Annotated in this window: 12 protein-coding genes; 9 read left to right on the plus strand and 3 right to left on the minus strand. The window is 45.3% G+C overall.

Features of this window, described 5'->3' with window-relative positions; translation table 11 throughout:
- The first annotated feature begins 10 nt into the window (after positions 1-10).
- Genes A3762_RS18200 through ggt form a run of 6 tightly spaced genes read left to right on the plus strand, consistent with a single transcriptional unit; the run spans position 11 to position 8,322 of the window.
- Positions 11-1,183: an isovaleryl-CoA dehydrogenase gene (locus A3762_RS18200; RefSeq protein WP_369819815.1), complete on the plus strand. Its 1,173-nt coding sequence runs from the start codon at positions 11-13 to the stop codon at positions 1,181-1,183.
- Between the two features lie 12 nt (positions 1,184-1,195).
- On the plus strand, positions 1,196-2,800 hold the full coding sequence (locus A3762_RS18205) for a carboxyl transferase domain-containing protein (RefSeq protein ID WP_068756993.1): 1,605 nt from the start codon (positions 1,196-1,198) through the stop codon (positions 2,798-2,800).
- A 26-nt stretch (positions 2,801-2,826) separates the two neighbouring features.
- A complete protein-coding gene (locus A3762_RS18210) occupies positions 2,827-3,627 on the plus strand; it encodes an enoyl-CoA hydratase-related protein (protein WP_068756995.1) in 801 nt (266 codons plus the stop codon).
- 3 nt (positions 3,628-3,630) lie between these two features.
- Positions 3,631-4,527 carry a hydroxymethylglutaryl-CoA lyase gene (locus A3762_RS18215; protein ID WP_068756998.1) on the plus strand — a complete coding sequence of 299 codons (897 nt, stop codon included), beginning with the start codon at positions 3,631-3,633 and terminating at the stop codon, positions 4,525-4,527.
- 38 nt (positions 4,528-4,565) lie between these two features.
- Positions 4,566-6,560 (plus strand): acetoacetate--CoA ligase, encoded by a 1,995-nt coding sequence (locus tag A3762_RS18220; RefSeq protein ID WP_068756999.1) that lies wholly within the window; start codon positions 4,566-4,568, stop codon positions 6,558-6,560.
- A gap of 10 nt (positions 6,561-6,570) precedes the next feature.
- Positions 6,571-8,322 carry a gamma-glutamyltransferase gene (gene ggt / locus A3762_RS18225; protein ID WP_068757001.1) on the plus strand — a complete coding sequence of 584 codons (1,752 nt, stop codon included), beginning with the start codon at positions 6,571-6,573 and terminating at the stop codon, positions 8,320-8,322.
- 4 nt (positions 8,323-8,326) lie between these two features.
- Here ggt and A3762_RS18230 read toward each other — a convergent pair whose 3' ends face one another.
- Entirely contained in the window at positions 8,327-8,932 is a 606-nt protein-coding gene (locus A3762_RS18230; protein WP_068757003.1) for a pseudouridine synthase, read from the minus strand.
- Entirely contained in the window at positions 8,916-11,012 is a 2,097-nt protein-coding gene (locus A3762_RS18235) for an AarF/UbiB family protein (RefSeq protein WP_068757005.1), read from the minus strand. Before A3762_RS18235 ends, A3762_RS18230 begins: the two co-directional genes overlap by 17 nt.
- 122 nt (positions 11,013-11,134) lie before the next feature.
- On the opposite strand from A3762_RS18235, the gene A3762_RS18240 reads away from it, so the two are divergent.
- Entirely contained in the window at positions 11,135-12,313 is a 1,179-nt protein-coding gene (locus A3762_RS18240; protein ID WP_068757007.1) for a cation:proton antiporter, read from the plus strand.
- A 3-nt stretch (positions 12,314-12,316) separates the two neighbouring features.
- Positions 12,317-12,709 carry a YchJ family protein gene (locus A3762_RS18245; protein ID WP_068757009.1) on the plus strand — a complete coding sequence of 131 codons (393 nt, stop codon included), beginning with the start codon at positions 12,317-12,319 and terminating at the stop codon, positions 12,707-12,709.
- Positions 12,710-12,734: 25 nt separating this feature from the next.
- Here A3762_RS18245 and sohB read toward each other — a convergent pair whose 3' ends face one another.
- Complete coding sequence (sohB, locus tag A3762_RS18250) at positions 12,735-13,781, minus strand: protease SohB (RefSeq protein WP_068757029.1); 1,047 nt, start codon at positions 13,779-13,781, stop codon at positions 12,735-12,737.
- Between the two features lie 278 nt (positions 13,782-14,059).
- Here sohB and A3762_RS18255 point away from each other — a divergent pair, with 278 nt between their 5' ends.
- Entirely contained in the window at positions 14,060-14,371 is a 312-nt protein-coding gene (locus tag A3762_RS18255; protein WP_068479737.1) for an SCP2 sterol-binding domain-containing protein, read from the plus strand.
- Positions 14,372-14,416: the final 45 nt, after the last annotated feature.

Here is a 14,416-nt window from a genome sequence, read left to right on the forward strand (position 1 = left end):
GGAGTCACTCATGGGCATTGCATCAATGCAACAACTTAATTTCAACCTTGGCGAAACCTGCGACATGCTACGCGACCAAGTTGCGGCGTTTACTCGCGATAAAATCAGCCCTATCGCCAGCCTTGTTGATTCAGAAAACGAATTTCCAAACGAAATGTGGCCCAAGTTTGGTGAACTTGGTTTATTAGGAATGACCATACCAGAGGAATTTGGTGGCAGCGGTCTGGGTTACATGGCGCACGTTGTTGCAATGGAAGAGATCAGCCGTGGTAGCGCCTCTATCGGCCTGAGTTACGGTGCCCACTCGAATTTATGCATTAACCAAATACACCGAAACGGTAATGACGAGCAACGCCGCAAATATCTACCCAAGCTCTGTTCAGGAGAGCATATCGGCGCTTTAGCAATGAGCGAACCGAACGCGGGAAGCGATGTCGTTAGCATGAAGCTGCGCGCTGAATATAAGGGCGACCACTACGTCCTTAACGGTAGCAAAATGTGGATTACGAACGGGCCAGATGCGAACACCTACGTCATCTACGCCAAAACCGACCCTCAATTAAATGCTCATGGCATCACAGCGTTCATTGTTGAGAGAGATTGGAAGGGTTTCTCTCGTTCACCAAAGCTCGACAAGCTTGGAATGCGCGGTTCGAACACTTGTGAGTTGGTATTTGAGAACGTTGAAGTGCCCGTCGAGAACGTATTAGGAGGTGAAAACAAAGGTGTAAAAGTCCTTATGAGCGGGCTAGATTACGAACGAATTGTTCTTAGTGGCGGGCCAACCGGCATCATGCAAGCCTGCATGGACAACGTTGTGCCGTACATCCACGAGCGTAAGCAATTTGGTCAATCGATTGGTGAGTTTCAATTGATCCAAGGCAAAGTCGCCGACATGTACACATCTCTCAACGCGTCACGAGCTTACTTATATACCGTCGCTCAAGCAGCTGATCGAGGGGAAACAACAAGAAAAGATGCCGCTGGCGTTATTCTTTATTGCGCCGAAGCTGCAACAAAAATGGCCTTAGATGCCATCCAGATATTAGGCGGCAACGGCTACATCAACGAATACGACACCGGGCGTTTGTTGCGTGACGCGAAACTTTACGAGATCGGTGCTGGCACATCAGAAGTGCGCCGGATGTTAATTGGTCGTGAACTGTTCAACGAAACGCGCTAAACGGAGCAAGCTATGCCAGTCATTCAATCAAAAGTGACCGTAGGCAGTGCGGAGTTTAATTCGCGACGCGACACAATGGATGCCTTAGTCGACGACCTACGTGAAAAACTGTCTGCTAACGCATCAACCCCGCACAATATCGCAGAGCGTCATCGGGCTAAGGGTAAATTGCTGCCTCGCGAGCGACTCGCTCACCTACTCGATCCAGGTACACCGTTTTTAGAGTTGAGCGCTTTAGCTGCGCATGAAGTTTACGACGAAGATATCCCTGCTGCTGGCGCTATCTGTGGTATCGGCATCATCAATGACACCGAATGTATGGTCGTGGTAAACGACTCGACCATCAAGGGAGGAACATATTACCCTCTATCAGTTAAAAAGCACCTTCGCGCACTTACCATTGCGGAAGAGAATCGACTGCCATGCGTATACCTGGTTGATTCAGGTGGAGCAAATCTACCGAACCAGGACGAAGTGTTTCCTGATGAGGACGATTTTGGCAATATTTTTTATCGCCAAGCCAATATGTCAGCCAAAGGCATTCCTCAAATAGCTGTCGTACTCGGCTTGTGCACAGCTGGTGGCGCGTACGTTCCCGCTATGGCTGATGAAAGCATTATGGTTCGTGAGCACAGTACAATATTTCTGGCCGGCCCTCCTTTAGTGAAAGCTGCTACAGGGGAAGAAGTAAGTGCCGAATCCTTGGGTGGTGCAGATGTTCACTGCAAAGTTAGCGGTGTTGCGGATCATTACGCTGATAGCGAAGAACATGCTCTGCAGATTGCTAGAGATTGCGTTGCACACCTGAATTGGAAAAAAGCGAATCCCATTGAACGTAAGACACCCGCTAAACCTATCTATGGCTCTAGTGAACTGAATGGCACTGTACCGAGCGACTTGAAAACCCCTTATGACGTGCGTGAAGTCATTGCACGAATTGTCGACAACTCAAACTTCCAAGAATTTAAGCAGTATTTTGGCGACACGCTCGTATGCGGATTCGCGCATATTGACGGTTTTCCGGTTGGAATCGTCGCAAATAATGGCATTCTGTTTTCTGAGTCTGCGCAAAAAGGCGCTCACTTTATTGAGCTTTGCTCGCAACGAAAAATTCCTTTGGTGTTTCTGCAAAATATCACCGGATTCATGGTCGGCAAGTCGTTTGAAGAAGGCGGCATTGCCAAGCATGGCGCAAAGATGGTGATGGCCGTCGCCTGCGCGAAAGTCCCTAAGTTTACAGTCATTATTGGCGGCAGTTTTGGCGCTGGTAATTATGGAATGTGCGGTCGAGCCTATCACCCTCGGTTTTTGTGGATGTGGCCTAACGCGCGCATTTCAGTGATGGGCGGCGAACAAGCAGCAGGCGTGCTTGCTCAAGTAAAGCGCGATAGCATGGCAAAGCGCGGAGAACCTTGGTCTGACAATGATGAGGCGAAACTGAAACAACCTATTATTGATCAATTTGAAAGGCAATCTCACCCCTATTACGCAACAGCTAGGTTATGGGATGATGGCATTATTGAACCCGCGCAAACGCGTGAGGTCCTTGCCATGGCAATATCGGCAAGCATGAATAACGACATTCAAGACACGCAATTTGGCGTCTTCCGAATGTAAGTTTTTACGAGCATTAGAGTACTACAATGTCAGAGCAATCTGTAATCTTGAAAATAGAGAACCATACGGCGCGTCTCGTACTTAATCGTCCGGATAAGCATAATGCTTTTGGCGATGAAACAATTGCTTCTTTACTTGCTAAGCTTGCCGAAGTTGAGCAAAACCCTTCTGTGCGAGTACTCTGCCTGAGTGCAACAGGAAAGAGCTTTAGTGCTGGCGCTGACCTGTCATGGATGAAACGCATGGCCTCACTGGATTACCAGCAGAATCTTGAAGACGCCAAGCAACTCGCATTGGTGATGGACACGCTTAACACCTTGTCCGTCCCAACCATCGTTAAAATTCAAGGCGCCGCGTTCGGTGGTGCTCTTGGCCTGATTAGTTGCTGTGACATTGCCATCGCGTCTGATAATGCTAAGTTTTGCTTGAGCGAAGTAAAACTAGGTTTAAGCCCTGCAACAATTAGCCCGTATGTCCTCAAAGCGATGGGAGCAAGACGATGCCGTCGCCTATTTCTTACCGCCGAGTTATTTGATGCTCAGCAAGCTGAAAAATGGGGCTTGGTGCATGAAGTCGTAAAGCAAGGTCAACTTGATGACGCGGTCGACAAGGTGCTCCGACAGATTATCAGCAACGGCCCTAAGGCAAGCATCGCAACTAAGAAATTAATAAGGCAAGTTTCCGAATCAGACTTAAACCAAGATAAACAGCATGCGACAGCAGAAATCATTGCCTCACTGCGTGTATCGGAAGAAGGACAAGAAGGCTTAAGTGCATTCTTCGAAAAACGCGCTCCGAGCTGGGTTGATAAGGATTTTGGAGAGTAAGGTATGAGTGATTTTGTACGCGTCGTAGAAGTTGGGCCTAGAGACGGGCTTCAAAATGAAAAAGCAATTGTCCCACTTCAGGCTAAAGTTTCACTTGTAAATGAGCTTTCCGCAGCTGGTGTCAGTTATATCGAAGCTGGGAGCTTTGTTTCGCCAAAATGGGTGCCACAAATGGCGAATAGCGACGCATTGTTTGAAATGATTGATCGCAACGCCAACACACGCTACGCCGCACTTACGCCAAATCTTCGTGGTTACGAAGCAGCTAAAATCTGTGGCGCGGAAGAGGTTGCTGTTTTCGCAGCTGCTTCGGAAGCCTTCAGTCAGCGCAATATCAATTGCTCTATCGATGAAAGTATCCAAAGATTTGAAGAGCTCGCTAAGCAGGCCAATTCAGATGGCGTTCCTATAAGAGGCTACGTGAGCTGTATCTTTGCTTGTCCGTATGACGGTAAAGTAGACCCTCGTACGGTAATTGAAACGACGCATAAGCTATTTGATTTAGGGTGTTATGAGGTATCACTCGGTGACACCATCGGGGTTGGTACGGCTTATGACACCAAACAACTGCTCTCATTGATGTCTTCTGAATTTGATACAAGCAAATTGGCCCTCCACCTTCACGATACATATGGTCAAGCCCTAGCTAGCGTTTATGCTGGACTAGAGGCTGGAATACGTTGCTTTGATGCTTCTGTTGCGGGTCTAGGCGGCTGCCCTTATGCTAAGGGTGCAACAGGCAATTTAGCGACAGAAGATTTGGTGTACCTTCTTCACAGCGGCGGGTTTGAAACTGGTATTAATTTAGAGAAATTAGCGAGTGCCGGTAACAAAATATCAGACGTTCTCGGTCGCGAGAATCAATCTAGTGTTGGAAAAGCGCTATTCAAAAGTTGTTAAGGCCCTATTCCATCAGATAACAAAAACAAGGATTTCACATGTCACATGCGCCTTTATGGGCCCCGACACAGGATCAAATTGATCAGGCTAACATTACCAAATTTGGCACATGGCTCGGCGCGCAACACGGGATTTATCTTGATAACTACGAAGCGATTTATAATTGGTCGATCGCTCATCCAGACTTGTTCTGGTCAGCTATTTGGGAATACTACGATGTAATAGGGAGTCGTAGCGCTCAGATTGTAAGCGAGATCACGCAGATGCCCGGCGCAAGGTGGTTCCCCCAAGCTAGGCTTAATTTCGCTGAAAATATGCTGCGTTATGCCAAAACGAGCCCTCTCCTTACAGCAATAACAGTCTTTAATGAGCTTGGTAAACAATGCTCTTATACATACAAAGAACTTCAAGATGCAGTTGCTGCCCTCGCCTCCACATTCAAAGACAATGGCATACAGAAAGGTGATCGCATTGCTGCGATTACAACCAATAGTGAGCACGCAATTATTGGGATGCTAGCATGTGCCTCTCTAGGCGCAGTTTGGTCATCCTGCTCGCCTGATTTCGGTGAAAGCGGAATACTAGACCGCTTTAGTCAGATTGAACCCAAACTGTTGATTACATGCACTGGGTATATATATGCTGGAAAAGTACTTTCTCTTGCCGACAAGATTAGTACTGTCGTTGACAGCCTACCCTCACTTCAAGCAGTCATTAGTTTTAACCCTATTGATCGCGACACATCCCATATCCTGACACTCACTACTGCTAAGCACTTAGATTGGATTAATGCGATTAAGAGTAACGACAAGATCGAACTTCATTTTGAAGAAGTCGATTTTAACGACCCGCTTTATATCCTTTATTCATCAGGCACAACTGGAAAGCCTAAATGCATTGTTCATGGAGTGGGCGGAACCTTACTTCAACACATCAAGGAGCTTTCCTTACACAGTGACGTTGTTGAAGGGACAAAACTATTTTATTTCACTACCTGCGGCTGGATGATGTGGAATTGGTACATCAGCGGTTTGGCCCTAGGAGCAAGTTTAGTGGTCTATGATGGGTCGCCTTTTCACCCTGAAAAAGACAGCTTGTTTTCGCTGGCAAAAGCAGAAGACATCGAAGTATTCGGAGCAAGCGCAAAATACTTTGCTGCGGCTGAAAAATTTGGCCTAAAACCAAACAAAGATCACCCGTTTACAAGCCTAAAGGCCATACTATCGACCGGCTCGCCTTTGGTCCCAGAGAGCTTTGATTACCTGTATGCGCATGTTGCTCCTCATGCACGTGTATCAAGCATATCTGGTGGTACAGATATCGTTTCTTGCTTCGCTCTCGGTGTTCCAACGCTTCCAGTCTATCGAGGAGAACTACAAGCTCCTGGACTTGGAATGGATATCGCGTTTGTTGACGAATCAGGTGTAGAACTTGAGTCAGGCAAAGGTGAATTAATTTGTCGCACAAGCTTTCCATCCATGCCTATTTATTTTTGGGCAGACGAATCAGGTCAACGCTACAAACGCGCCTATTTCGACAGCTTCGAAAACACATGGGCGCACGGGGATTTTGGTGAACAATCCTTACATGTGTTGTCTGATGGCTCGGTGCAAAAAGGGATAATGATTCACGGCCGCTCAGATGCCGTTCTAAACCCAAACGGCGTAAGAATTGGGACAGCAGAGATATATCGCCAAGTCGAACAAATTGATGAAGTATTTGAATCACTTGCTATCGGGCAAAAATGGGACGGAGACGAACGCATTATCTTGTTCGTAGTCCTCATGCCCGAAGTACGATTTAGCGAAGATCTCAGTCTTCGAATTAAGCAACAGATACGTAACAATACCTCACCGAGACACGTACCATCAAAAATCATTGCAGTCAGTGATATTCCCCGTACACGCAGTGGCAAAATTGTTGAACTTGCCGTGCGTTCAGTCGTACATGGTGGAGAAGTTAAAAACAATGAAGCAATCGCAAATCCGGCAGCCCTAGATTTGTTTAAAGATATTCCTGAACTCCAAGAGTGATAGGCATCATATGAAAGCAACCTTGTTACTACTTATCAGCCTAACAGCTAGTTTTGTCCATGCGGCACAGCAAAGTGAGTTTGTGGAACCCGAATCGAGCACTGATTTATCGCAATCAAACAACCCATACAGTTATTTGCAAAAGGTTGCACAGAACGATACTCAGATGATGGTCACGGCTCATCCGCTAGCTTCTCAAGCGGGCGCGGAGATACTAAATCAAGGTGGAAATGCCATTGATGCGATGGTTACAATACAAGCTGTTTTAGGCTTGGTTGAGCCGCAATCTTCAGGGTTAGGCGGCGGAGTTTTTACGCTTTTCTATAAGTCAGACAATCAAACCTTGGTTGCTTATGACGGACGTGAAACCGCACCGTTAGACGCAGAAAAAGATTTATTCCTCAATAAAGATCAAACCCAAATGGATTTTTTCGATGCAGTTGTGGGAGGCAGATCTGTTGGCACTCCCGGAACAGTTGCAACGCTATGGCACATGCATCAAAAAGATGGAAGCCTACCGTGGGCTAGACTCTTAGAGCCTGCAATTAGTATCGCAAAGGAAGGTTTTATCGTCAGCAACAGAATGGCGCAGTCGGTGCAGCGAGACCAAGATCGCTTATCAATTCATCCAAGCACAGCGGCTTATTTTTTACCCGAAGGAGAGCCGCTTTCAGCAGGAACCAAATTAGTAAACCCTGAGTACGCAGAGACGCTAACCACACTCGCACAACGCGGCGGAGAGTATTTCTATCATAAAGACTTCGCAGTCGACATCGTTAACGCGGTTCAAAGCGCGAATAACCCAGGCTTACTTAGTATCGAAGATTTTAAACAATACAAAGTCATTGAACGTGTACCTGTTTGTCACACATTTATAGAACATCGTATTTGCGGCATGGGAGCACCTAGCAGCGGTGCGATCACAGTGGGCCAGATTCTAATGACAAGCGAAGCCGCTGGTTTAATCGATTACCCGCCAGAGTCGCCTCAAGCATGGCATGTCATCGCAGAGTCAACGCGTCTAGCATTCGCCGATCGCGCTTTGTACATCGCAGACCCAGCTTACTTCGATGTACCCAACTCATTATTAAATGAAGAATATATTTCGGAACGAGCGTCACAGGTCAATACATCGAAGAAAAGTCCAACGCTCACAGCAGGCTCTCCTTTCAGTGACAAGATCGCGCTAAGTACGGGAATAAATGTAGATCAACCATCTACCACGCATTTCGTGGTGGTCGACAAGTCAGGCAACATCATAAGCAGCACAAGCACCATTGAAAATGCTTTTGGCTCTCGAGTGATGGTCAAAGGATTTCTTTTAAATAACGAACTAACCGACTTTTCATTCAAATTTGAGAACGATAAAGGCCTCATCGCCAATCGCGTAGAAGCTGGTAAGAGACCGCGTTCATCGATGGCACCAACTATCGTATTCAAAGGTGATACACCAGTTCTAGCCATCGGCTCTCCAGGTGGATCAAGAATCATAAACTACGTAGCAAACTCACTTGTCCGGCACTTGGCGTGGGAACAGCCTTTAATCGAAGCGATCAACGCACCTCATATCAGCAACCGCTATGGCGACATGGATATTGAAAAAGGTGCTTGGTCGAATGAGGACATTTCAGACTTTGAAAACTTGGGGTACAAAGTAAATCAAAGAGATCTTAATTCGGGTCTACACGCTGTACAAATTACAAAAGACTTGCTCAAAGGCGCAGCAGATAAGCGTCGCGAAGGTAGCGCGAACGCACGATAACGGATTATAAGAAATCCGGCTCATCAATAATCTCGTGCTTAACACCATGAAGTTCGAAACTTAGTGAGCGGGAATGTAAGTAGCAACGGTCTGCGTCTTCACCACCATAGCGCTTATCGCCAAGTATTGGACTGCCCAGCGACTTACACATCACTCGAAGTTGGTGCGTTTTCCCAGTCTCTGGCCACAAGTAAAACAGCCAATTATCATGATGCTTATGCGCCTTAAATCTAGTTACTGCTGGGTTTTCGAAGGTCCTTAATAATTTATAGCCACCGCCACGTGCCTTTGTCATATCACCTGACACGAGACCTTGCTTTTTCTTTGGTTTTTTTGGGCTTAGGGCGAGGTATTCTTTCTTGATCGTTTTGTTCTGAAACAAAACAGAAATATCTCTATTTGCTTGTGGCCCCTTAGCAAACAACATTAAGCCGCTTGTAACACGATCTAAACGATGGACTGGGTAAAGTTGATCGTTATTAAAGTGAGATCGCACTAATTCAACAAAGCCAATTTGAGTCTCGCCGTTATCATCTAACTCAGTGTGGAAACATACGTTCGCATTTTTTGAAAGCGCAATAAAATCTGCGCTTTCAGTGATCACTTTCATTCGGACCACTCACTGCTTCTTGAGATTCGGTAGGAGTTGAATTAAGCGGAACTAATTCCATCGAAACCTTAGGAATACGAACTGGTATTTCTTTGAATCGATTCCATGCATAAGAAGACACATCTTCGACGATATTTAATATTCCATACTTGAGTGGCACAGTTGCGAAACCAGTTAGCAAGTCCTTGGCTACCATTACTTTCTTTTCTTGCGCATAGAGATTGGCGTAACTTGCTACCAAAGCCGAAATTGATCTTGTTAAATGCAAGTAGTCACTCTGAATGGTCATGCCTAACTGATACGTATTAGACAAGAGCTGCAGCGCTGCGCTAACACGCATATTCAAACCATCAGCTCCTTCGTGCATAAACTGCCTAACATTCCAAATCTCAATTGGCTGTATGCCTTTCTTAGACATCGTTTCGAGCAAGGCTTTATGAATATCTGCACGCTGAGATTCATGCTTTGCAGGATTAGTACTCATTGCGATCAGCGTATCGGTTAATGCATCAACATCGCCACACAAAGCGGACGTTAAGTAGGAATAAACGTACCCCCACTTTCCGCGCATTTGAACACTATTACCCCAATCGATTAGATATAGATGTGCACGCTCATCTGCGAGCACATTTCCAGGGTGTAGATCACCATGTATCTCTTGATATAAGGCAAACTGTTCTACAACGGTATAAATAAAATTGTGTGCGACGCGCCGTCTGAACTGCGACACATCTCCTTCATGCGATTGCCCCCATGATTCTAAGACCTGAGAAATCGGACTCACCTCAGACACATACTCCATTTCTATCACGCGTCCGCTCGCGCCATAGACCTTTGGCACCGACCAATAATCAGAACCAAGTGCTCGTTCGTAAAAACGTCTTTGTGTTTCAGCTTCTAAAGAGAAATCTAACTCTTGCTCAAAACCACGCGTGAACTCTTTAATTTGTTCTGCCATTGATTTCAAAAAAGGCTTAAGTTTTGAGTGAGGAGCCCAATACTGACTACTAATCAACATTAATTCGATTGCCAACGAACCCATCGCAAATTCGCGTTCAAGATTATGACGCGCAACTTTCACGACAATAGGTACCAGTACTGTTGATGTTTCTCCCTCTGAATTCGTATTTTCAACGGCTTTCTTGGCCAAAAACACGGAACCAATTGACCCACTTTTTAGAGGCTTTGATGCATCAAATTCGTAGTACATGCTCTCTGGCGGCTGACCAAAATCTTCAAAAAACACTTTTCTCACTTGTTCGACTGACATCGGCTCAACATCTTGCTGGAACACCGCAAGTTCGCGTGAAATTTCTTCGGGCAGAAAATCAGCACTGGCCGCAGCAACTTGTGCCATTTTGATAAACAAGGGACCGAATTCACTTACCATCTTCGAAACGATTTGCGCTTGGGCATGGAAGTCTTTCGGGTCGGTTTCCAAGAAAGGTTTTATGTAACGGATTGCTTGAATTTGACGCTTTAAGATCTGAATATCGCCGCGCAATACTTGTAGCTTACGTACAATTTCATTAAAACCGTCACGATTGATTTTTCTCAAGTGCTTGATGGTATTGATCGCCTCTACCAAAAGCGGCTCGTAGACGCGGATAATTGCGCGGGTGATCTCTAGATTTAGCTCAAAAATCCCTTGCAGCTCTGGACTCTCAATCAGTTCTTGAAAGAACAACCAAAACTCTTCTATAACTACTTCGGGAATCTCTACAGGGCTGCGAGAGATAGACTGCGAAACCAAGTATTTGATGAGTCTCTCTGTGCTTTCTTCATTTGGGATGAAACTACTTTTACGAAGATATGCGGTTACATCCTTTGAGTAATTGGAAACTGGATGTGCATAGAGTCCATCAAACAGACCATCTAATGTCTCAGCTAACTGAGAACGACTTACATCTTCATCTGATATAACTAGTTTTAAAACCGGAGAAAACAAGGTAGGCAAAGCCAAACTGCTCGTGGCGATGCTTCCCGAACGCTTGAGAAACGACCAAGTTGAGTTACTTATGCTCTTAAGCGAATCGGTCAACGCAGAGAGCTCGTTCGTATCGTTGTCATAATCCTTCATAACACTACCAATATATCGTCATTCTCATTTAGTCGAGCGAGAGTCTTTACAAGCCATAAGGCTTTCTCGAAAATAGATCACAGAAACGGGCCAAGAATCATAACACAAGGACAGCATGCTTCATGCCTGAAACGTCGATAGTTCATTCATTCTTCTTAATTTTTACTGGCGCAGCTATCGTTGCATCGTTCGCTCTGTATGCGCGACAGCCACTCATACTCGCCTATATCATTATTGGTGCAATCGTTGGGCCATTCGGCTTGGACTATGTGTCAGACGCTCGAATGCTTAGCGAAATAGCCGAGATTGGTATTATCTTTTTGTTGTTTTTACTTGGCTTAGACATGCAGCCTAAAAGCTTAGGCGCAATGTTTGGCAAGGCAAGTTTCGTTGCAATTGTTTCATCGGTCGCATTCGCGGGGCTCGGATATATTGTTTCAATCCAATTCGGTTTCACTCAACTAGAAGCGCTCATCATCGGTGCGTGCATGGTGTTCTCAAGCACCATCATAGGGATTAAATTACTACCTACCACAGTTCTTCATCACCGACATACTGGCGAGCTCGTTGTCGCTCTGTTGCTTATTCAAGACTTAATTGCAATTCTAGTGCTGCTATTAATCGGAAGTTTTACATCTAGTGAAGATGCCAACTTTGAAATCCTAGAACTAGGTACGACACTATTGATGCTGCCTTTCGTTGCACTAGCGTGCTACTTGATCGTTCGCTTTATCATTCTTCCTCTATTCACTAAATTCGATCGTTTTCATGAGTACATGTTCCTGCTATCGATTGGTTGGTGCTTAGGGGTCGCAGAAGCTTCGGAAAAACTTGGCCTTTCTCTCGAAATCGGCGCGTTCATCGCCGGCATCAGTCTCGCGACCAGTCCAATATCACAATACATAGCCGTCAACTTAAAACCATTACGTGATTTTTTCTTAGTACTTTTCTTCTTCTCACTTGGCGCAAACTTCAACCACGCACTCCTTGAAAGTATCTGGATTCCAACACTTATCTTGGGCATTGTGATGATTGCGTTCAAACCCTGGTGTTTCAGCTTCTTACTTCAAAAAACCGGAGAACCAAAAGAGGGAGCTACTGAAGTTGGTGTGCGCCTTGGACAGATAAGCGAGTTCTCACTGATGATTGCGTTTTTGGCGTTTAGTCAGCAGCTCATTAGCAACGAAGCTTCTCACTTAATTCAGGCTACCGCTATTTTGACGTTTATTATCAATAGCTACATGGTCATCTTTCGCTATCCTAGCCCGATTGCGGTCAGCGATAAGTTACGGAGAGACTGACAAATGGCAACATCAATTAATCTATCGTGCCCATGCGGAAGCGGTTGCTCCTACGAGCAATGTTGTGGCGCGATACATTCAGGCCGACGAGAAGCACAAACAGCAGAACAACTTATGCGTTCACGTTACTCTGCGTTTGTAAAAAATGACCTCGATTACTTAGTGCATAGCTGGCACCCAAGTCATTGCCCCAATGATTTAAAGCTTGAAAAAACGAATTGGATCGGTTTAAAGATCAAAGAAACTCGCCTAGGACAGAAAGATGATGAAGAGGGCTGGGTTCACTTTGTAGCGCGTTATAAAGTAAACGGAAAGGCCGAGAAAATTGTAGAAAACAGTCACTTCTCGCGCATAGATGGCAGGTGGGTTTACGTAGAAGCCCAATCGAATGATTAGGCTCTAATATAAATGCTTACGCGTGTTATGCGCGCATACCTTTAGTACTCTCTTGTTCAGACACAAACTTAAGAAAAGCGCGCTCGACGCCGCTCGCCACAGCAAAACCGAGCTTGTCCGCCAAGGTCTTTTTCTCTTTAAACGCAATACTATAAACATCTGCGTTTTGACAGCACTGCACAACATACTCGTCCGATGTCATTACTTCATCGATCAACTTATTTTCTAGCGCTTGTGAGCCGAACCAAATATCCCCATTCGCCACAACATCAATATCTACTAGTGGACGACGATCATTCACATAACTCTTGAACAAACCATGCGTATCTTCCAAATCATCTTGGAACTTAGCACGACCCTTGTCTGTATTTTCACCAAACATCGTGAGCGTTCGCTTGTATTCACCTGCCGTCAAAATCTCATAATCAATATCATTCTTCTTAAGAAGCTTATGGAAGTTCGGTAGCTGCGCGACGACACCAATCGAGCCGACAATAGCAAAGGGAGAAGCGATAATCTTATCGGCGACACAGGCCATCATATAACCACCGCTAGCGGCAACTTTATCGACTGCAACAGTCAATCGAAGCCCAGCCTTTTTAACACGGTCTAATTGAGCAGCAGCTAGACCATAAGAATGAACCATACCGCCACCGCTTTCTAACTTAATAACTACTTCGTCTAGCTGAGGATCTGCCACTTGAAGAAGCGTAGTTATTGACTCACGTAAAGTTGTGACATCACTGGCTTTAATGTCGCCATCAAAATCTAGTACAAAGACGCGAGGTTTCGGCTTTTCAGGCGACTTGTTGCGCGACTTCTTTTCTTCCTTAACGAGTTTCTTTTCATCCTTTTCACGTTGCTTTAAGACTTCCTTCGATAGAAGCTCATCTTCCAGAAGAGCCTTATTTTCCGCCAGCTCATCATTCAGCTTAGTTACTCTTAGTTCGGCCTTTTTATCGCTCTTTCCTTTCGACGAAGCAGCTGCGACTGCAATGATTACAACAAGCAAAACTACCAAGACCGTAATTGCTTTAGCCAAGAAGATTCCGTACTCGCTTAAGAATTCCACTACCACCTCTTTTATCATTAAAATTTCGTGCTATCGATATTAGGGTTTTTGCCAACTATTACAAGGTTTGGGGTGCTTGTAATTAAATCGAACGAGCGTTTGATTGCTAAGTGTTGACATGATTGTTCATACAACCTACTCTGCTGTCTCGTTTTTCGGTTTGTACTGGAAAACTGACGGGTGCTCGTTTCCTGAAATCTAATAATCAGGCACCTATAAGATTTAGTGAGCTAGATTTCTCTGGCTTATAATTAACAGATAAAATGAAGGGTATTCTCATGTCTGTAGCTTCAACTTTTGAAACGCTAAAAAACAACTTTAACGCTGATGCAGCAGCTGGCTTGGACTTAGTTTTCCAATTCAACATTGAAGACGATGCTAACTACAACCTTACAATTGCTGATGGCACTTGCGCACTAGCAGAAGGCGATCACGAAGATCCTTCAGTAACTTTGATCATGAGCACTGAAACACTTAACGGTATCGTAAGTGGCGAAACTGACGGCATGCAAGCATTCATGGCTGGTCAACTTCGTGCAGAAGGCGACATGATGCTAGCTACTAAGCTTGGCGAACTATTCAGCATGTAATTCCGCTGTTTAGTGCAACAAAAAAGGCGACTTCATGTCGCCTTT

It is taken from the genome of Oleiphilus sp. HI0125 (assembly GCF_001635355.1).

Excerpts from the sequence above, each read along its gene's own strand:
- A3762_RS18200 (WP_369819815.1), top strand. The coding sequence starts at position 11 with ATGGGCATTGCATCAATGCAACAACTTAATTTCAACCTTGGCGAAACC.
- A3762_RS18205 (WP_068756993.1), top strand. The coding sequence starts at position 1,196 with ATGCCAGTCATTCAATCAAAAGTGACCGTAGGCAGTGCGGAGTTTAAT.
- A3762_RS18210 (WP_068756995.1), top strand. The coding sequence starts at position 2,827 with ATGTCAGAGCAATCTGTAATCTTGAAAATAGAGAACCATACGGCGCGT.
- A3762_RS18215 (WP_068756998.1), top strand. The coding sequence starts at position 3,631 with ATGAGTGATTTTGTACGCGTCGTAGAAGTTGGGCCTAGAGACGGGCTT.
- A3762_RS18220 (WP_068756999.1), top strand. The coding sequence starts at position 4,566 with ATGTCACATGCGCCTTTATGGGCCCCGACACAGGATCAAATTGATCAG.
- ggt (WP_068757001.1), top strand. The coding sequence starts at position 6,571 with ATGAAAGCAACCTTGTTACTACTTATCAGCCTAACAGCTAGTTTTGTC.
- A3762_RS18230 (WP_068757003.1), bottom strand. The coding sequence starts at position 8,932 with ATGAAAGTGATCACTGAAAGCGCAGATTTTATTGCGCTTTCAAAAAAT.
- A3762_RS18235 (WP_068757005.1), bottom strand. The coding sequence starts at position 11,012 with ATGAAGGATTATGACAACGATACGAACGAGCTCTCTGCGTTGACCGAT.
- A3762_RS18240 (WP_068757007.1), top strand. The coding sequence starts at position 11,135 with ATGCCTGAAACGTCGATAGTTCATTCATTCTTCTTAATTTTTACTGGC.
- A3762_RS18245 (WP_068757009.1), top strand. The coding sequence starts at position 12,317 with ATGGCAACATCAATTAATCTATCGTGCCCATGCGGAAGCGGTTGCTCC.
- A3762_RS18255 (WP_068479737.1), top strand. The coding sequence starts at position 14,060 with ATGTCTGTAGCTTCAACTTTTGAAACGCTAAAAAACAACTTTAACGCT.